Genomic DNA, 20,094 nt, shown 5'->3' with positions numbered 1-20,094 from the left:
ACTTGAATAAGGGAGCTATTTTTCATTATTCGTAATCTAACATAATCAAATTTTATTTTACAGTAACAATAAAACAAAATTGTTGACCACACGGTACAAAAAAGGGTATTCTATTCATGTTATCTTTAAAATGAGAGGAGGATACGATTGAATAAACGCGGCAGACCTCGAGAGTTTGATTATTCCTCAATTGTAGATGTTGCAATGAAAACATTTTGGTTAAGAGGATATGAAGGGTGTTCTACACAAGATTTATGCAGTGATACAGGACTTGGAAAAGGAAGTTTATACAATACTTTCGGTAGTAAACATGAACTGTATAAACAAGTATTAGAACGCTACCATGAAATTGGGATTAGGGAACAAAGAAAATTGTTACATACTCCAATTCCAGTTAAAGAACGATTAAGTAATTTTTTTGAATGGGCATTGAAAGAAGACTTTGAGAATATGGATCAAAAAGGATGTTTATTGATTAACGCCAGTATAGAACGTGCTAAAAACGATTCAATGGTACAAGAAATTTTCTCGAAGCATGTTGAACTTCTTAAACAAGCTATTGAAACAGTGATGGAGGAAGGATTGCAAACAGGTGAAATTTCAAAGAAGCAATCAGCTGAGGAATTAGCTAGTCTGCTTTTAAGCAGTTATTACGGATTCCGTGTTCTTAATGTATCGATGCAAAATCGGATGTTGTCTGAACAAGTTATCAAAGGAACAGTGGAGTCTATTTGTGGCGCTTAGTGCGCTCTTTTTTCTCACTATTTTTGTACCGATCATTACAATAATGAATAAGGAGTGTTTTTATGCCATCGATTATTTATTTATTAGCTTTAGCAATCTTTTGTATGACTACATCAGAATTTATGGTTGCAGGTATGATGAATGAACTTGCTCTTGCATTCCAGGTTTCTGTATCATCTATTGGGTATTTAATTTCAGCTTATGCAGGAGCAATGGTAATAGGAGGCCCCATTTTAACTGCAATCCTCTTACGAATACGCAGCAAACAAGCATTATTGTTTTTAATGTTCGTATTTTTAATTGGTCAATCACTCGGAGCTATTGCTTGGAACTATAATATTATGATGATTTCACGTATTATAACTGGTATTGCTTCAGCTTCAGCTTTTGGAGTTGCGATTTCCTTTTCTGCAACATTGGTTCACTCTGATTCAAGGGGAAAAGCTGCATCAATTGTACTTGCAGGTTTAATGTTCGCAACTGTATTAGGTTTACCTATAACAACCGTTATTTCGCACTATTTTGGCTGGCGTATTAGTTTTGGGGCTGTTTCTGTTCTTGTGCTAGTATCAGGGATTATGATTCAACGGTTGTTACCATCATCTTCAAATAAAGAGCAATTAAGTTGGAAAGATGAATTTCTGCGATTTAAGAATATTCATCTTTGGGCAGCGTACGTAACAAGTATGTTCATTATTGGTGGTACGTTTGCAGCATTTAGTTATTTCACTCCGATCTTTACAAATATCACAGGCTTTTCAAGTGCAAGTATTCCATATTTACTTGCTCTCTATGGTAGTGCGACGGTAATTGGGAATATAATAATTGGCAAGTTCGCTGATAAATTTACAATGAAAATACTTATGGGTGGATTAATTATATTAATCATAGCGTTGTCTTTATTTGCTTTAAGTGCAGAGAATAAATACATTGCAGTTATTTCTACGATTTTTATTGGTTTAACTGGTGTAGCATTGAATCCAGCTATGGTTGCGAGGGTGATGAAAACAGCTAGTAATGGAATAATGATAAATACCGTTCATAGTTCTTTTATTACGCTAGGTATTGTTATTGGTTCGTCACTAGGTGGTCTTGGGATCAGTAAAGGATATGGTTTTGTATCTCCGCTATGGATTGGAGCTTGTTTAGCTATCCTTGGGATAATTTCATTATTTCCATATTTACATAAAGGAAAGGCAGATTAAGATGTTTAAAATTTCTTTATATGGGGGAGCACCACATACCCATCAAGCTAAGGTTTTGAAGTACCCCCTAAATGAAAATTTTCTTTCTCTATAGTTATTTATTTTGAGAAGTCAGCTCATTTTTTAATTTTAGGGGGTATTTTGTTTTATTAGGTTGATAGCGATGGGACTGTACCCCGTTAATAACAATTAGTAAAATTTAATTAAAAAATTGTGAATTTTTTATAGTTTTTTCTGTATTGTTTTACATGTTTCGTGATTTGAGATAGTTTCTGCAACATATAAGGTTCTTTAATTATTTTATCGTTTTTAGACAGAAGACTTTTATTTTAAAGATCTGAAGGGATAAAAGATAAATTTTGTTAGGCGTAAGTATGAGTAAATTGGTATAATATAGTAATATAAGTGGAAGGTGGAAAATCTGATATTAGTAAATCGGGCATACAAATTTCATATGCATCCAAATAAGTATTGATAACATTTCCTTCTCTGAACATAAAACTATACACATACTATGATAGATAATATAGGCGTTATTCTTATTATATTGCCCTAAAATAATCAAACCAGGTTATTCGAAGAAAGGAGTGGAAATATGAATATTGGTGAACGTATTCGACAAATCCGTATACATAAAGAATTTACGCAAGGGGAATTAGTATCAGAAATATGCTCTATAACGTATTTAAGCAGAATTGAAAATGGACAAATTAAACCTTCTGTTTCTTTTTTAGAAAAGGTCGCTAAAAAGATGGAAGTTGATTACAATTTTCTTGTAGATGCAGGTTATGGGCATATAGAACATATGTTCCTTGGAATATGTAATAAGTATAAAAATGATAAAATTATAAGTGAAAAAGATTTATCTTCTTTAGAACTGTATGTTCGTGATATAGACTCTATTCTTTTATTATTAAAGGCTTATGGTGTTTTAATATACTATCATTCCCGAAATAATAACTTAGTATATGTAGAAGCAATTGTAAATCAGGCTGTGCAAGTTATTCCAAATCAAATAGACCTCCAGTATACTGAAGATTATATATATTATTTAATGGCTCGAGGTTATTATTTTTATAATAAACAAGATTATATGGCTGCACATGAAATCTACGTGAAGATAGAGAGTTTGCTTGATCTAGAAGAAACCACTCAACACGCCAGTGTATATTATAATCTGTGTCTTGTAAATAAAGCGCTGTATAAAGATAAAAGCATTAGTCGTTTGTATGCGCAGAAAGCTTACAAAATATTTTTGAGATTTAATATAAAGAATAAAGTAATAGATACTTTGTTAATGCTCGCAATACTGTATGATTTAGATGGATTATATGACAGGGCTTTTGAATGCTTACAGCAGGCAGAAAGTAGGTTGGAAGATAAAGGAGATTCTATGTATTCACCTATAATCTCGTATAATTATGGGAAAATTTATCAAGGTTTAAAAGACTATACTAATGCTATTAAGTACTATGAAGAATGTTTGCAATTAAGTGAGTTTCTCGAACAAAAACATCAAAAGGTATACGCATTACGAAGCTTAATAGAGATTCATATTGAATTTAAAGATTGGAAAACTGTTAATAAATTTATGGATGAAGCGTTTGATATATTATCAATTTTTGATGTACCTTACGCTAATGTTCAACTATATGGATTGAAGGGGAAGGTATCTAAATTAAGAGGAGATGATTATGGATATGAAAAACAGATGCAAAAAGCAATTGAAATTGGTTTAGAAAAGAAACAATATCCTTTAGTAAGTGAACTGGCTCATGAACTAGGAGACTATTTTTTTGATAATCGCGCTTATAAAATGTCAGCAAAATATCTAAAAATATCAATTGGAAATTCGACGAATTAAAACAAACTAAAAATACATAGATAGAGGGAGATTAATCAAGGATCTTGGTAATGATATCCGTAATATCCCCTCTATGTGATTCTGCAGTAATAGTAGGTATTGGATTAATATAATTTAACATAAGATAAATCACAAATAAAATTGGTTAAATAGGTAACTTGTTTTTATAAAAAAAGGAATTATAAATCAAAATTTTTTACTAATTCCGTGTAACAAAGGATATCCATTAGTATTTAAATTAACAAAGCAACTACTACTGGAGGTTGGAATTATGAAAATTATGTCATTCTTACTACAGCTATTATGTTATCCGTTATTTCTTTATTTGAAAATATAACTAGTACAGATACTACACAAAATGTAGCTGCACAAACTAGTATAGAAGACATCTCAACTTTCTACGCTGATATTCAACCAGGTGCTGATTAATTAATCCCCCCATATTCAAGATTTCCTTCAAATACATACCCTTATTAAATAATCCATAGATAAAAAACAGGCGGAAAGTAAGTTCCACCTGTTTTTTTTATTATATTAACGTTGCTTTAAACGAAACTAAGTAGTTAATTTTATTTTCAACGATAGCAATATTTTTATTTGTACAAGGTTAAATCCTATAGAAACTTTCCTGAATTACAAAACATGTAAAATAATATAGAAAAAAACAACAATAATTTTAAATATTTTTAACTGAATTTTACTACTTGTTATTAACATAAATTAACACGTATATTTTAGGTACAGAAAGTTAGACAGCAAGGAGGTGGTTAATCTGATGCTAGAGACAAAAAGTTCTATAGATATGATAAACAATATAAATTATCATTTGGATCTTGGTGGGAAAAATAATCAACGTTTAAAAAACTTTTTAAATGAACAAGACGTATTGCCATATCATGTTTACAAACAGCAATTGATTAAACAAGCATCCCAAAAAGAATCGATTAGTCTAGCTCAACCATTTATTCATATTAATACCTTAGCACAAATTCTATATGAAGCATTTCACAATCAAATATTTACAGCTTTGGCACCTATTCTATTTGTTTTTCAACCGAATATTGTAACTGGTATATCTACCCCAGGTGCTTATGCAATAGATTTTTATAATGATTATTTTATTCATTTAAAAGGCATCAATATTCAAGAATTTAAGGTTGGAATAGGTGAAGAAAAAGGACCTATAGCTATTGGATATATGATAAACCAAAGCGAAAGCATTCAGCATTCAAAAGAATTTATGTATCCAAAGTTACAGGACCGAACTACAGAGTGTATGTTAGCCTTACAAAAGCAATTGCAGATACATGGAGAGTTAGAAGAGCAAATTCAGCTATCATTTGATTTCAAGAAAATAATGATACCTTTAATCGTCTTACAATGGATTAAACAGACAGCTTTATATTAAAGGAATAAAAAAGGTTGGTGATGTTGGAGATAGAAGGCAACATAAATTACCTTCTATAACATCTAAACCCGTCACCAACCTTTGTTAATGAAATTTGAAGTACTCTAATATTTATTTTCTTAACATTCCGAAAAATATGGTTACTATGTCTAAAAATGAAAAATTAGCTAAATTACGTAATCAAGAATTTGATACAAAAAAATTAATTGGTGCAATCGATGAAGATGAATTGAAAAAAATAGCGGGTGCTGGAGATGTGCCTCCAGAGTCGTGTAATTGATTTAAAATTCTAACGTCAGGTGGTTGATATGATGAATAATCAAGTTTTAAACATTAAAGGTTTGCATAAAAAATATAAAGACAAACATGTTTTAAAAGGGATTGATTTAACTATAAAAAAGGGTGAAATATTTGGATTATTAGGCCCAAATGGCGCTGGTAAATCTACATTTTTTAAAATCATTTTAGGATTGATAGGGGCTGATGAGGGAACTGTAGAAGTATTGGGAATGGATATACAAAAGAATAGAATAGAAATCTTATCTAAAACAGGTTCATTAATTGAAGCTCCAACCTTTTACGAGCATTTATCTGGATACGAAAACTTGTTAATTGCTTCTAAAATGAAAAATGTTCATGATAAAGAACATATAAAAGAACTTTTGAATTTATTTAAACTATATGAGGATCGAAATCGTGCTTTTAAAAAATATTCTCTTGGTATGAAACAACGTTTAGGATTAGCTGCTGCTTTCATAAATAACCCTGAATTATTAATATTAGATGAACCTACTAATGGCTTAGATCCACAGGGAGTTTATGAAGTGAAAGAATTAATAAAAAAAGCTCCAAAAATGTTTAATTCTACCATAATCCTTTCAAGTCATATTTTAAGTGAAGTGGAACAAATGGCTGATCATATCGGGATTATTCATCATGGAGAAATAAAGTACCAAGGTTTATTATCTTCTTTACAAAATAAACAATCATTAAATATTGTTGAAATTAGTGTTAATAATATGACTCTTACTGATAAATTACTTGAACAATCCAATTATACATTCAATGTAAATAATAACATCTTTAGTATTGAATATAACGATGAAAAATCACTGAATGATATTCAACAACTATTAGTAACGAATCAGATTTTTATTCAATCTTTCCAAACCAAAAAGCAAAATTTAGAGGAAGCATATTTAGATATTGTTGAACAAGGTGCTGTAAGTGTATGAGAAATGTATTAGCCACTGAGTATATAAAATATAGAAAAAGTCATTTTTGGTTTTTGGTTATCTTAGGACCTATTATACTTGCATTAGGTGAATTTGCTGGACTAAATTACTATAGTAATTCTCATACTATTAAATTAGAAACTATATTCGGTATAAACTTGCAAATTTTAAAATACATATTAAACTTTTTTATGGTGTTTATTATAGCTAGTGTAAACAATGTTGAATATAAAAATTCTACGTGGAAAAGAACATTTACGTATCCAGTACAGAAATTTAGTGTGTATATAAATAAGTTCCTTGTTGTTGTGGTTGCTCTTATTATTACAACCGTAATACATATGATTTGTACAGTGTTATTACTTCCAGGTTTAGGTGTTTCTTTAGATGCGGTTTCCATGCAGCATGTGTTTGTTTTTACGTTATATCCATTTCTTATTAGCATCCCATTTTGCGCTTTGGCGTTCATTATATCCATTAATGTATCGAATCAATCAGTGATCGTTGCACTAGCTCTAGCTTCGTATCTTTTCGGCGATATATTAAGCTCAACTAAGCTTTGGTGGTTTCCTATTTCATATCAAATCTTATATTTTCCAATCAATTATGTGAATAATCTAGATGTTTTTAATACGTTATGGTCATACGATAAATGGTACATGCTAGCAGGAATTCCTATTACTATTCTTATTTTAGGAATTGGATACATCTTATTTATTAAAATGGATAATAAAAACTAACAAAGGAGATCTCAAATGATAAATTTAATTTATTCCGATTGGATAAAAATAAGAAAACACCCACAACAAATTACATTTTTCATCTTAGCACTTTGTCCGACTATATATTCAATGATTATGTATACTAAATTCGTGGTAGGAGAGTATAATCACGGTTTGGATAATTCATGGATGGGCGTATGGATGTTTATATCTTTTTTCTATGTTGGTTTTTTTCTCCCTGTCATTTCAGGGATGGTAACAGCCTTCTTGTGTCAGTTTGAAAACAAAACCAATTGGAAAATAATGCATCTATCTCCAAATACTAATTTTAAAATTGTTTTATCTAAATTTGTATCTAGTGTGTTATTATTTTCTGCAATACACTTAATAGTTTTAATGAGCTTGTATGTATCAGGAATGTATTTTGATTTTACAGATCCATTTCCTTTAGAATTTATGATTAAAGTATTTTTAATTTCTGTTGTTGCGACATTTCCTCTTATAATAGTGCAACTCCTATTATTCTTATTTATAAAAACATCTATCACTTTTACATTTGTTAATATAATCCTATCTTTAATCGGTTTATTTCTTTTTTCAGAAGCAAAGTGGGGATTTGGATATTTATGGTCTTTACCATTCAAGTCTATAGAATTAGTTGATCAAGGTATATTATCTATTGCTATATTATTGGTATCAATAGTTGCATTTACCATTGGTATGATTTTAATTACAGTACGTTATGTAAAATCATTGAGAAAGACAGTATAGAAAGAGAAATGGCCCTTAGAGGGACCTGATAGTATCCCAGTTAGGTAAACAGCAAAAAAAGGCCAATCTTTTCAAATATATACAGAAGAATTGACACTCCGACCTCTAAAGGGGCAAGCCGGCTAACGCCAGTGGACTTCTTGCTATCAAAGGCGACGCTCGTTCTGACATGTAAGATTGCCATCACTCTCACAAAAGACCATATAGGGGTAGAGTCACATCGCTATCAAGCTAACAAAATAAAATCCCCCCTAAAATGAAAAAATACGCTATTCTTTCTGTAGAATCAAAGGAAAGGATGGCGTTTTTGTATGTCTATTTCTGTATCTGATGAATTACAACTATTTGCTCAAGAAATTCAAAACTTCTTATCTCCAAATTTCTTACGAGATCTTGCTAGAAATGTTGGTTTTGTGCAAAGAACCAGTAAGTACCAAGCAAAAGATTTAGTCGCTTTATGTGTATGGATCAGTCAAAAAGTCGCTAAAACCTCTTTAACTCATTTATGTAGCTGTTTAGAAGCATCAACGATTTAATGCCAAAGCCGTGCAATTCCTACAACAAGTGTTAGCCGAACTTCTCAACCAAAAGTTATCTTCAACTAAGATGCTCACTTCTCCATACGCTTCTATTTTCAAACGTATTCGTATCCTAGATTCAACTGCCTTTCAACTTCCCGATGTATTTTCATCTGTTTATCAAGGTGCAGGAGGATGCAGCCATACAGCTGGGGTGAAGATTCAGCTTGAGTATGATTTATTAAGTGGACAGTTCCTACATATTCATACAGGCCCAGGTAAACAACATGATCGAACCTATGGTTCTCTATGTGCCCCAACTGTGACAGCGAATGATTTATGTATCCGTGATTTAGGTTATTTTCACTTGAAAGATCTTCAACATATACAAGATAAAAAGGCTTACTATATCTCTCGTATTAAATCAAATACACGTATTTATCAAAAAAATCCCACTCCTGATTATTTTCAAGATGGAAGAATCAAGAAAGGTACAGAGTATATACAGATAGATATGGAGGTCTTAATGAACTAACTCTCTTCAACCAGGATAAACATGTGAAATATCCAACGCTTATGTAGGAATGACTGATAAAGTACCAACCCGTGTGATTGTTCATCGACTAACCAAAGAACAACAAAAAAAACGATTACAAGATCAAACTGTAAGAGAAAAAAAGAAAGGAATGAAGTATTCTACTCGTAGTAAACGACTCAGTGGCATCAATGTATATATGACAAACACACCTACAGACATTGTCCCGATGGGACAAGTACATGATTGGTATTCTTTACGCTGGCAAATCGAAATTTTATTTAAAACGTGGAAGTCATTCTTTCAAATTCATCAGTGTAAAAAGATAAAACCAGAAAGATGGGAGTGCCATTTGTATGGACAATTGATTGCCATTCTACTCTGTTCTTCTATCATGTTTCAAATGCGTCAATTACTTCTTATGAAAAAGAAACGAGAACTGAGTGAGTATAAGGCCATATATATGATTAGAGATTATTTTCTTCTTCTTTTCCAAGCTATACAGAAAGACACCCAAGAACTATCAAAGGTTCTATATCGCCTATTCAATCTTCTACAGCAAAACGGGCGAAAATCTCATCGATATGTGAAGAAAACAGTCTTTGATATATTAGGTGTCGTTTACAATTGTACCATGTCTGATAATCAAGCGGCTTAATTCAAAAAAGGAAACCCGTTAGGGTTTATTTCGTATGCAAATCTTTAAAGCACCTACATATAGACTTTCGAAAAAAAGAAACAATCTCGCTTATCATTGACGTTACATGAGCTTAGCTTGATAGCGATGGGGGAGCACCACATTACTAGCTTGGTAGTACCACACATCCATCAACTTAAAGGACTATTTTTGAACTTGATTTTTATGAAATATGCACCCGAAAATTTATAGTAATAATTCTAATGTTACCTCTCTAGTTAGTAGGATATTTTTTCTTAATATATGCATACTAAACATACTATAAAAAGTACATAGAAAGTGAGAGAATCATGGCTAAATTTTTGAGGCGTTTAAAATATAGAGATAGTCCTAAGTCATTTCCAATACTAGACAATACTCATTTTCAGGAAAAAAATATTGAAGACGCCCTCTTAGACGCTGATTTAACCAAAAACATAGCTGATATTCAGAATATATTTCGTCAAGCGCCTGATTTAGTAATTCGGCGGTTTCAAATAACAGTAGATGGATTAGAAGCAGCTTTAGTATATTTGTCTGGATTAACAGATAAAGAATTGATTCAGAATCATGTCCTAAGTCCTTTGATGAATAGTGATTTTGATACCAATACAGAACTTCCAATTCCATTAGGACAAATTAAAATTATTAATACATTGAGTCAGATTGAAAATGCTATTTATGGGGGAGATAGTGTTTTATTAATCCACAGTCGAACAACAGCACATCAATTGGATACAAAAGGATGGCCACAAAGAAGTGTTGAAGATGCACATAACGAAATAGCTCTAAAGGGTGCACATCAAGCATTCATAGAAACTGGAAGTCAAAATATCGCAATGATTCGAAGATATATTCCTCATCGTGAATTAGCGATAAAAGAAATAGTAATTGGTGTACGAAGCAAAACCAAAATTTCTATTTTATATTTGAAAGATGTAGCTTCTGAAGATGTGCTGAAGGAATTAGAAACACGAATTCAAAATATTATAATCGACGCTGTGACTAGTAATGGCGAACTTATAGAATTCATTGAAGATCACCCTTACTCACCGTTTCCGCAATTTATATTAACTGAAAGACCTGATTTGGCTGTATCTCACATTTTACAGGGCAGATTTGTAACTGTAATGGATCATTCACCTAATGTATTAATTACTCCAACAAATTTTATTTCCTTTTTTCAAGGAGTTGATGATTACGGTACAAGGTGGTTAGTTGCTTCGTCTATTCGGTTGCTTCGTTTTATCGCCTTTATGGTTGCCTTATTTCTGCCGGCGAGTTATGTTGCGTTTATTTCCTTTAATTTTGAAGTTATTCCTGTAGAGCTATATTTATCTATTGCTGAATCAAGAACGCGCGTACCCTTTTCTCCAGTTATGGAAGCATTACTCATGGAAATAACATTGGAAACGATGAGAGAAGGGGCTTTACGGATACCTACTCCGATTGGTCAGACAGTTGGAATTGTAGGTGGTATTGTCATTGGCCAGGCGGCTGTTCAGGCGGGAATTGTAAGCAATATTATGATTATTGTTGTTGCTGTTACCGCCATCTCTTCTTTTGTTATCCCTAACTATGATATGGGAGCGGCAGTAAGACTTTTACGCTTTCCAATGATGCTAGCAGCTGCCTTATTTGGAATTGTAGGACTTGTTATCGGGTGGATGACTTTAATTGGGCATCTAAGTAGTCTTAAATCGCTAGGTACTTCTTACGGAACACCATTAGCACCATTTCGTTTTGCAGATATGAAAGATGTTTTTATACGCTTTCCTTTATGGACAATAAGAAGGCGTCCTAAGGGGAATGGAACCATTCAATCTATTCGACAAGGAAAGAATCGTAATAAAAGGTGAAATTATGAAAAAGTATGCCTATAATGAAATCACTCTTATGCAGTATATTATTTTAATCAATGGAGTGCAGGTAGGAACTGGTGTTCTATCAATTCCACGTGTGCTTGCAGAAAAGGCTGGAACAGATGGATGGATAGCTATATTGATTGGCTGGATATTCTCCACAATATCAGGTGTATTTATAGTGAAAATAGCTGCAAGATATCCTGAGGATACGATTTACGATATTCTTATACGATTGTTTGGAAAAATAGTAGGGAGAGCATTTGTTGTTATTTACATGATGTACTTCGCTTTTTATTCTTGTATCGTTCTTATAAATGCTATGCTTTACCTTAAGGGATGGCTTCTCCCGAAAACGCCTGACTATATCGTTATCTTTTTGTTTTCGATTCCTACCTATTTTGTTGCACGTAACGGTCCTAGTATTTTAGGACGATACGCCGAACTTTTTTTTTATATGGCGCTTTGGATTCCGATATTTTTTTTAATTCCTCTTATAGGGAATGGAAGTTGGATGCCCTTCTTTCCGCTTTTAAAAGAAGGATGGAAACCGATATTAACCGCTGTACCAAGCACTGTTTATGCTTATTTAGGGTTTGATGTTGCTTTCTTTTTATATCCATTTTTACAAAAAAAACAGTATGCAGTCCATGGAATGGTTATAGCAAACACCTTAACGATGTTATTTTATTTATTTGCTACTATTGTTTGCTTTGCCTATTTTAGCCCTGATAGCATTACGCAATATAATCAACCAGTAATAAATTTACTGAAAGTAATTGAATTTCGTTTTTTAGAACGTTTTGACATGATTTTATTGGCTGTTTACTTAACCATTGTTTCCACATCATGGATCCCTGCCCTATACTGTTCGGTATTTTGTTCTAGCCAATTACTTAGAAAACAAGATCACAGCTCTCATGTAGTTGTTCTCTTATTGCTTATTATCGGATTCACATTTTGGACTCATCCTAGTTGGAATGAATCTGAAATTTGGCAACAGGTATTATCGAATATTGGATTAGGATTAACATATATATTACCTATTATTTTATGGTTGTATTGCTGTCTATATGAGAAGTTTCGCCGGAGGAGAATACATTGAAAAGAAAAGTACTATGTTGTCTTTGGTTATTGGTGTTCTTGATGACTGGATGCTTCGATCAAAGAAATGTTGAAGATGTTTCTCTTACTCTTATTCTTGGTATCGATTTAGATCGTAATGATAATTTATTAGTGTATATATCAAGCCCTGTTTTCAATAAAGAAGCAAAAATAAAAGAAGAAACTACTGGTGTGAAATCTGCTACGGTTCGAAAAGCAAGAGACCAATTTGATGCTACGGTTATGGCACTTACCGCCGGAAGTAAAACACAGGTTATTTTAGTTGGAAAAAGGCTACTGAAACAAAAAAACTGGGAAATTTACCTTGATCCATTTTACCGTGATCCCAAAAATACAGTTACCGCAAGGGTTGTCGCTGTAGATGGACCTGTTTCAGACGTCATCTTCTATAGTCCAAAAGATAAACCGCGACTTCCTATATATTTAACAAAACTAGTTGATACCGCTTTTTTAAGAAATATCACAGTAAAAACAACTCTTCAAGAACTATATGAGCAAAGAGCAGACAAAGGGCTAACAGCAAATATTACTGAAGTGAAAAAAAAGAATAAGATATGGGTGACAGGTACAGCTTTATTAGATGAAAAAGGAAAATATAAATTAACGCTGAAACCTGATGAAAACAAACTCTTACGCATTTTGCAACAAGGAACTGCAGGAGAGTTACCATTTACAGTTCCAATTAAGCTAAATTCAGATAGTAAAGATAAAGATTTGATAAGTTTTACTGCCTATGGTATTAAAGTAAAGACAAAGGCAAGATATGATGATCATTTTATATTTAATGTAGATGTAAAGATGAGAATCGGTATTACAGAACGACTTTTTTCGTTTAACACTAGAAAGGACGCAGCAAAATTACAAAAGGCGATTGAAACTAAGTTGGAAGCTGATTTCAAGCAATTAATACAAAAAATACAAATCGCCAAAATTGATCCTATTGGGCTTGGAGGATATGCAAGAACATACACATATTCGGAATGGAAAAAAATACAAAATGATTGGGGTAACGAATTAGCAAAAGGCGATGTAAACGTCAAGGTTAAGATTAAAATTGGCGGAATGGGTACGATTAAGTAACATGAATTCAACTGTGATTCGTACTAAGATTGCAAGTACTGTCTACTTTAGAAGGAGAAATGTTTTTAATAGGAGTACCGTCACATCGCTATGAACCTTAAATTTTATCCCGCTTGAATGGGCAGTAAGACCCCCACCTCAAAATTCAGCGAAAGCAAAGAAGTTAGGTGGGGGTCGGGCTGCCCATAAAAGTCCGATTGGTTCAACTAATAATCAGTGGGGGATGAAGCCCCCCACTGATTAAAGTTTCACTTTATTTGATGGGTATGTATGGTGACCCCTATTAGACGATAGTGAATTAACAATTTCGGGGTTCAGTTCAACTTTATTCAAAATAAGATTTTTTTGCAGTAAAATCAATGTTAGTGGAACTTTTTTAATCAAACTTTTTTCTAAATTAACATAAATACTTGCAATATTTAAATTAGTACTATATAGTTCTAGTTATGACAAAGGTAAAATTAATGAATCAAAAACGTGTGATTGAAGTAGCTGCAACATTATTTTTAGAAAAAGGGTTTGCTTATACAAGTATGGATGAATTAGTACGTGTAAGCAAAGTTTCAAAGTCTAATGTGTATTATCACTTTTCTAATAAGGAAGTATTATTAGAAGGGGTCGTTGATTATTGGATTGAAATGTATCAATCTGCAATTGATGACGTACTTTCTCAGAACCAATTTTTAGTTGAAGATCGTATCCAACTGTTTTTAAAGCAATTATCACAAGGAGTTCAGTCGAGAGAGTATAAGGGGAGCTGTCCATTTATTACTCTTTATATTCAAAGTCCTACACAGGCCACGCAAATAAAAGAAAAAATAGGTCTTTTTTTTATAGGATTACAAAAGAAAGTTTCTCTATTACTTAAACAAGGGGTAGAGAATGGAGAATTCAGAAATACGATTAATATTGATGAGGTTGCATCACTTTTTATTACAAATCTTGAAGGAGCGTTATTTATTTCAGAAACATTGAAAGATGCAACTGTAATCACGAAAACAGCAGATCATTTTTTAAAATTGCTTCGATAAAAGAAGCATTTTTTTTACATTAAATTAGTACTGATTAGTACTAAAAAGGAGATCTTATATGAGAACAGTATTTTTAATTGGTGGAACAGGCTTTATTGGAAAGCAATTAGTGAAAGAATTAGCCAAAGAGGATGTTAAAATTCTTCTTTTAGTAAGGTCGAAAAGTAAAGCAATACGCCTTTTTCAAGAAAGAGGCATCTTAAAAAAGGCAGTTATGCACTTTATTGAAGGTGATTTGACGAAAATAGATTTAGGTCTAAGTGCTGAAGATAAGGAGAGGGTATTGAAAACGGATGTGATTATTCACGCAGGAGGCCCCATGGATATTCAAGCGACAAGTAAAGAGGCAGCTTCCGTATTTTTAAATGGCGCCAAACACATTAGTGAATTAGCTAAAAGCATTCATCAATTGAAGGGCTTGCAACAATTTATTCATGTTGTAGGTTATATGAGTCCCTTTGATGATAAAAATAGCAAGATTGCAATTGATGTGTTTAAAGAAGGAAACAATTATTTGAAAATAAAAAATCCATATGAGAGAACAAAATTTTTAGCAGATCTTTATATTCGTCACCAGGCATCAGCAGTAGGTTATCCGCTTTCTGTAATTAATCCGCCAACTGTAGTCGGTAGTAGTAAAACAGGGAGCACAGAGCAGATAGCAGGATTAGGTTTGCTTGTGATGAGTATGCGAAGAGGGCTCATGCCAGTGATTCCTGGAGGTAAGGGATATAGGTTACCACTTATTTCAAACGATGAGCTTGCGAAGTTTATTGTGCAGGTTTTCAAATTGGAGCAACCGACTATTCAAACATATACACTTGTTGAAGACAAACAGCACGATCAGAACATTGCTGAATTATTAAGTATTATGTCGGAAAGTATGAATATGAGGGCACCAAGAATCTCTGTCCCAATGCCACTTATGAAAGCAATTATGAATAGTGGAGTAAGTAAAATAACAAAAATTCCTTCTGATGGACTGAATTTTATTACAAAACGAAAATTTTCAAATGTTTCAGCGAAAAAAATTATGGGAAGAGATTGGTTTAAGAAGACGAGTGTAATGAAATTTTTCCCTGCCGTAGTAGCTGATCTGGATTATCGAATGATGTATCAAAATGGCCAGCATAATCATTTATTTAAACGAACATTATGCGATAACACGACCCTTTACCAATTACAAGGAGAGGGTAAACCGTTTATTTTATTACATGGTTTATTGAGTGATGGAGAGGATTTATTTCCTTTAGCACAAGAGCTTCATGAAAAAACTGGTCAACCTGTATGGATCGTGGATCTTCCAGGTTTGGGACGTTCTCCTTTTAAACAAGAGAAAAATCTTCTAGATATCTATTTGAATGTAGTGAAAAAGTTATTGGAGAAAGCTACTAATGGTGCACATCTAATTGGCCATTCATTTGGTGCGTTTATTCTTCTGGAAGCATTGGTACAAGAGTACATAGATAAGAAGTATTCAATCACTTTACTTCAGCCACCTGTTGCTAAAAAAAATGCTAAATCGCTAAATGTTCCTCAATTTATGAACAAATGGACATTAAAATTGGCAACTACTAATTTGATAGGGCGTTATTTATTAAGTAATGGTTTGTTTGAAAGTATGGAGAGTATCCCTGAAAATTATATTGAAAAAATAAGTAACAGTTTTACTTCTCCTAGAATTTTAAATACTACGGTTCAGCTTAACAGTTTACTACTGAAAAACGATCAAGGTGATTTCAATGAAGTAACAAAGTATAATCTTCACATTATTTGGGGGGATTATGACAGAGACTATTCTGCTCCATCGCATCTTGGTAAGGTTGATTTTGTTCCATATGGCCATCATTTTCCTCTTAGCCATCCGAGTGAAACGGCAACATTAGTAATAAAAAATAGTAATACTAGCAGATGAGAGTGTGAGATAAATAAAAAGTGTGTAGTAAGATCGTTGTGTCTTTGAAATAAAATCGTACTGTTTGGGGCCCTACCCCATACCTATCAAGCTATACTGCTGAAATATCCCCAAAACGAAAATTTCATCCTTTCATAGTTGTCCATAGGATCTTAGGTCGATTTTCATTTTTGAGAAGAATACATTTCTCAAATTGATGGCAATATGGGTGGGAAATAATGTTACGATGTTTATAAAAAAGTAGTTAGACTAGTGTGTTTTACTTCGGTTCATTTCAAAATATAATTGAAAATTCATCTTTAAATTAAAAAAAGAAGGTGTTACCTTTATATATTAATAACTTCGAAATATTGTATAACAGATAATTTTATGCATTATTGATTAGCATTGCTTATTGTGCTAACGAATCAGGATAGTGTGGCGACCGACCGACTAAATAGTTGCTTATCCTCAATTATTAGAAGGGAAGTTCTATCATTTCGCGAATTGATTAGACATAGACGAGTGCTATAATTTTCTATATCTACATAAAGAGGTGACTACGCATGAATCAAAGACCGTCAGAAGAAGAATACGCCGGGAACTCCGGCGAATATATCCGTTTGGTGCCGGACGGTAACATCATCGACATTCTGCTTGCCCAGGAAAAGCAAATGACTGAGCTCCTGGCATCGTTGACCGAAAGCCAGGCCGCATATCGGTATGCGGAAGGAAAATGGACGCTGAAAGAAGTCGTGGGCCACATTGCAGACGCGGAACGCGTCATGACCTACCGCCTGCTCCGGTTCGCAAGAGGGGATCAGACGCCTCTGACCGGTTTCGATCAGGAATTGTTCCTGCCTCCTTTCGGAAGCTGGACAACGGCGCAATTGGCCGAAGACTACCGGGCCGTACGGCAAGCAACGATCACATTGCTGCGCGGGCTACCGGCGGAGGCATGGACCCGCAAGGGCACAGCCAACAACCTAAGCATTACGGCGCGCGCTCTCGCGTACGGCATCGCAGGACACGAACTTCATCACATGGGGGTCATCCGAAACAGGTACTTGAGTTAATCGTCGGCTGAGGTCTTTAGAATGGAACTAGCACCTCTCATACAACCTTAGATACCGTTCTTATTGGGGTCCCACCTCACAACCATCAACTTAAGGATTTAGACTGTTTTTGAAATTAAAAGCACGTTACTATTCTCTTATGTTACTGAGAAAGGGTGACGTGCTTTTTATGAATATGCACCAAAAACAAGAGTTATCTTTATTTGCCGAAGAGTTATATTGATTTTTTTCATTTGGAGGTATTTGTTTTTCTTAGCTTGATGGGGCACTACTCTATAATGGTCAAATTAAAATTTAAAACAGTTATAGAGACTCCATTCCTCGGAAATATTTTAACTATTAAGTTGTAAAAAGATATGATGCGAGGAAGTTTTTTTAATAAATCAAAAAAATTTGATGAATTAGTTGCATAAAGAACTAAACAGCGTATATACTATAAATATCAAAAAAAATTGATGAAGGGAGAGTGAACTACAGTGGCACAAGATTTTCAGCTCTATGAGAAAAAATTCAAAGCATTAGCGGATCAGAAGCGTTTAGAGATTATGTATGAACTTTGCCAGCGAGGCCAGACTTGTGTATGTGATTTAACAGAGATTTTTGAAATGACGCAATCTAAGTTGTCCTATCATTTAAAGATTCTATTAGATGCAGGTTTAATTGTAAAAGAAACAAAAGGTACGTGGAGTTATTATGATTTAAATGATGCGGAAGTAAACAATTTATTATCAGAAGAATTATGTTGTATCTTTAGAAAAACAGGCAAAGGTAGCTGCTGTTAAAATTTTGCACTATTAATCAAAAAAAATTGATTAATAACATATATATAGGAGGAATAAGCTATGAGATATGTTCACGTTGGTATAAACGTTACGAATTTAGAGAAGTCTATTGAATTTTATGAAAAGGTATTCGGTGTATCACCAGTTAAGGTGAAAGTAGATTATGCAAAATTTTTATTAGAAAACCCAGGTCTTAATTTCACGCTGAACGTACGAGATGAAGTGAAGGGAAATCAGGTAAATCATTTCGGTTTCCAAGTGGATATAGCTGAAGAGATTACATTACATAAAGAAAGATTAGAAAAAGAAGGTTTCTTTGCGCGTGATGAGATGGATACGACTTGTTGCTATGCGGTGCAAGATAAGTTTTGGGTAACGGATCCTGATGGGAATGAGTGGGAGTTCTTTTATACGAAAGCAGATAGTGATGTTCACAAAATAGAAGAGTCATCTTGTTGTACGACTTCAAATGAGGCAGCTAAAAATTCTTGTTGTTAATAGGAGATGGAAAATAAAATGAAACGTTTATCATTTCTAGACCGATATTTAACACTATGGATTTTTCTAGCGATGGCTGTTGGGATTGGTTTAGGGTTTGCATTTCCTAGTGTAGTAGACGGACTACATACATTACAAGTTGGAACAACGTCTATTCCGCTCGCTGTCGGTTTAATTGTCATGATGTATCCACCATTAGCGAAAGTTCGTTACGAGGAAATGGGCCGAGTATTTAAAGATGTAAAAGTATTGGTTTTATCTTTAGTACAAAACTGGATTATCGGACCTGTACTTATGTTTGTTTTAGCAATTATTTTTCTTCCGGATAAGCCAGAATACATGGTCGGACTCATTATGATTGGTTTAGCACGCTGTATTGCAATGGTGATTGTTTGGAACGACCTTGCAGATGGGGATAAAGAGTATGCGGCAGGTTTAGTAGCTTTTAACTCGGTATTCCAAATGTTATTCTTCTCCGTTTATGCATACGTGTTTGTAACAGTCATTCCAGAATGGTTAGGAATTGAAGGGGCTATTGTTGATATTACAATGGGAGAAGTAGCGAAATCAGTATTTATCTATTTGGGAATTCCTTTTATAGCAGGTATGTTGACACGTTTTGTACTCGTTAAGTTAAAAGGAAGACAGTGGTATGAAAAGGTGTTTATACCTAAGATTAGTCCACTTACATTAATTGCATTGCTATTTACGATCATCGTTATGTTCTCTTTAAAAGGGGAAATGATTGTGAGTGTACCACTCGATGTAGTAAGAATAGCAATTCCGTTATTCATTTATTTTATCGTGATGTTTTTCGTTTCTTTCTTTATGGGAAGAAAAATTGGTGCAAGTTATCCAGTAACAACAACGTTAGCATTTACAGCAGGTAGTAATAACTTCGAGTTAGCGATTGCTGTAGCAGTTGGTGTGTTTGGTATTCATTCGGGCGCAGCATTTGCAGCTGTTATCGGACCATTAGTGGAAGTCCCTGTAATGATTGCACTTGTAAATGTCGCTTTTTGGTTTAAGCGTAAATATTTTAATGATCAACCAGTATAATTTAAAAAC

At 33.4% G+C, this 20,094-nt stretch carries 16 protein-coding genes and 2 pseudogenes; all 18 read left to right on the top strand.

Annotated features, from left to right (window positions below):
• Positions 1-147: 147 nt before the first annotated feature.
• The gene (locus J0835_RS15350) at positions 148-744 is read left to right on the top strand and encodes a TetR/AcrR family transcriptional regulator (protein ID WP_087981168.1); all 597 of its coding nucleotides are present in this window, start codon (positions 148-150) and stop codon (positions 742-744) included.
• Positions 745-806: 62 nt separating this feature from the next.
• Entirely contained in the window at positions 807-1,949 is a 1,143-nt protein-coding gene (locus J0835_RS15345; protein WP_087981167.1) for an MFS transporter, read from the top strand.
• 595 nt (positions 1,950-2,544) lie between these two features.
• The gene (locus tag J0835_RS15340) at positions 2,545-3,813 is read left to right on the top strand and encodes a helix-turn-helix domain-containing protein (RefSeq protein WP_087981166.1); all 1,269 of its coding nucleotides are present in this window, start codon (positions 2,545-2,547) and stop codon (positions 3,811-3,813) included.
• 775 nt (positions 3,814-4,588) lie between these two features.
• On the top strand, positions 4,589-5,221 hold the full coding sequence (locus J0835_RS15335; RefSeq protein ID WP_087981165.1) for a hypothetical protein: 633 nt from the start codon (positions 4,589-4,591) through the stop codon (positions 5,219-5,221).
• A 145-nt stretch (positions 5,222-5,366) separates the two neighbouring features.
• Positions 5,367-5,492 (top strand): annotated as a pseudogene (locus J0835_RS15330) (class II lanthipeptide, LchA2/BrtA2 family); the annotation flags it as partial.
• 37 nt (positions 5,493-5,529) lie between these two features.
• Positions 5,530-6,456, top strand: a complete 927-nt coding sequence (locus J0835_RS15325) for an ABC transporter ATP-binding protein (protein ID WP_087981164.1) — start codon at positions 5,530-5,532, stop codon at positions 6,454-6,456.
• Positions 6,453-7,196: an ABC transporter permease gene (locus tag J0835_RS15320; protein ID WP_087981163.1), complete on the top strand. Its 744-nt coding sequence runs from the start codon at positions 6,453-6,455 to the stop codon at positions 7,194-7,196. The genes J0835_RS15325 and J0835_RS15320 overlap by 4 nt, the downstream gene beginning before the upstream one ends.
• Positions 7,197-7,211: 15 nt before the next feature.
• Positions 7,212-7,949, top strand: a complete 738-nt coding sequence (locus J0835_RS15315; RefSeq protein ID WP_087981162.1) for an ABC transporter permease — start codon at positions 7,212-7,214, stop codon at positions 7,947-7,949.
• 311 nt (positions 7,950-8,260) lie between these two features.
• A pseudogene (locus tag J0835_RS15310) lies at positions 8,261-9,660 on the top strand (IS4 family transposase).
• Positions 9,661-9,989: 329 nt separating this feature from the next.
• On the top strand, positions 9,990-11,537 hold the full coding sequence (locus tag J0835_RS15305) for a spore germination protein (protein ID WP_087981161.1): 1,548 nt from the start codon (positions 9,990-9,992) through the stop codon (positions 11,535-11,537).
• Positions 11,538-11,541: 4 nt separating this feature from the next.
• On the top strand, positions 11,542-12,645 hold the full coding sequence (locus J0835_RS15300) for a GerAB/ArcD/ProY family transporter (RefSeq protein ID WP_087981558.1): 1,104 nt from the start codon (positions 11,542-11,544) through the stop codon (positions 12,643-12,645).
• Entirely contained in the window at positions 12,642-13,745 is a 1,104-nt protein-coding gene (locus tag J0835_RS15295; protein WP_087981160.1) for a Ger(x)C family spore germination protein, read from the top strand. The genes J0835_RS15300 and J0835_RS15295 overlap by 4 nt, the downstream gene beginning before the upstream one ends.
• Before the next feature lie 464 nt (positions 13,746-14,209).
• Positions 14,210-14,776, top strand: coding sequence for a TetR/AcrR family transcriptional regulator (locus tag J0835_RS15290; protein ID WP_016087243.1), 567 nt, complete (start codon positions 14,210-14,212; stop codon positions 14,774-14,776).
• Between the two features lie 58 nt (positions 14,777-14,834).
• Entirely contained in the window at positions 14,835-16,691 is a 1,857-nt protein-coding gene (locus J0835_RS15285) for an alpha/beta fold hydrolase (protein ID WP_087981159.1), read from the top strand.
• Between the two features lie 545 nt (positions 16,692-17,236).
• Positions 17,237-17,746: a DinB family protein gene (locus tag J0835_RS15280; RefSeq protein WP_087981158.1), complete on the top strand. Its 510-nt coding sequence runs from the start codon at positions 17,237-17,239 to the stop codon at positions 17,744-17,746.
• A gap of 476 nt (positions 17,747-18,222) precedes the next feature.
• A complete protein-coding gene (arsR, locus tag J0835_RS15275; RefSeq protein WP_000046014.1) occupies positions 18,223-18,528 on the top strand; it encodes an arsenical resistance operon transcriptional regulator ArsR in 306 nt (101 codons plus the stop codon).
• Positions 18,529-18,588: 60 nt separating this feature from the next.
• Positions 18,589-19,026 (top strand): ArsI/CadI family heavy metal resistance metalloenzyme, encoded by a 438-nt coding sequence (locus tag J0835_RS15270; RefSeq protein ID WP_087981157.1) that lies wholly within the window; start codon positions 18,589-18,591, stop codon positions 19,024-19,026.
• 18 nt (positions 19,027-19,044) lie between these two features.
• Positions 19,045-20,085, top strand: a complete 1,041-nt coding sequence (gene arsB / locus J0835_RS15265; protein ID WP_087981156.1) for an ACR3 family arsenite efflux transporter — start codon at positions 19,045-19,047, stop codon at positions 20,083-20,085.
• Positions 20,086-20,094: the final 9 nt, after the last annotated feature.

The organism is Bacillus cereus group sp. Sample62 (assembly GCF_036851315.1).
In the GTDB taxonomy this organism is placed as follows: Bacteria; Bacillota; Bacilli; order Bacillales; family Bacillaceae_G; genus Bacillus_A; species Bacillus_A wiedmannii.
Note: the sequence above shows the minus strand (reverse complement) of the source record. Positions and strands in the feature narration are given on the sequence as shown.

What these genes read in the sequence shown, in the direction of transcription:
- J0835_RS15345 (WP_087981167.1), top strand. Translation starts at nt 807, where the DNA reads ATGCCATCGATTATTTATTTATTAGCTTTAGCAATCTTTTGTATGACT.
- J0835_RS15340 (WP_087981166.1), top strand. Translation starts at nt 2,545, where the DNA reads ATGAATATTGGTGAACGTATTCGACAAATCCGTATACATAAAGAATTT.
- J0835_RS15335 (WP_087981165.1), top strand. Translation starts at nt 4,589, where the DNA reads ATGCTAGAGACAAAAAGTTCTATAGATATGATAAACAATATAAATTAT.
- J0835_RS15325 (WP_087981164.1), top strand. Translation starts at nt 5,530, where the DNA reads ATGATGAATAATCAAGTTTTAAACATTAAAGGTTTGCATAAAAAATAT.
- J0835_RS15320 (WP_087981163.1), top strand. Translation starts at nt 6,453, where the DNA reads ATGAGAAATGTATTAGCCACTGAGTATATAAAATATAGAAAAAGTCAT.
- J0835_RS15315 (WP_087981162.1), top strand. Translation starts at nt 7,212, where the DNA reads ATGATAAATTTAATTTATTCCGATTGGATAAAAATAAGAAAACACCCA.
- J0835_RS15305 (WP_087981161.1), top strand. Translation starts at nt 9,990, where the DNA reads ATGGCTAAATTTTTGAGGCGTTTAAAATATAGAGATAGTCCTAAGTCA.
- J0835_RS15300 (WP_087981558.1), top strand. Translation starts at nt 11,542, where the DNA reads ATGAAAAAGTATGCCTATAATGAAATCACTCTTATGCAGTATATTATT.
- J0835_RS15290 (WP_016087243.1), top strand. Translation starts at nt 14,210, where the DNA reads ATGAATCAAAAACGTGTGATTGAAGTAGCTGCAACATTATTTTTAGAA.
- J0835_RS15285 (WP_087981159.1), top strand. Translation starts at nt 14,835, where the DNA reads ATGAGAACAGTATTTTTAATTGGTGGAACAGGCTTTATTGGAAAGCAA.
- J0835_RS15280 (WP_087981158.1), top strand. Translation starts at nt 17,237, where the DNA reads ATGAATCAAAGACCGTCAGAAGAAGAATACGCCGGGAACTCCGGCGAA.
- J0835_RS15270 (WP_087981157.1), top strand. Translation starts at nt 18,589, where the DNA reads ATGAGATATGTTCACGTTGGTATAAACGTTACGAATTTAGAGAAGTCT.
- arsB (WP_087981156.1), top strand. Translation starts at nt 19,045, where the DNA reads ATGAAACGTTTATCATTTCTAGACCGATATTTAACACTATGGATTTTT.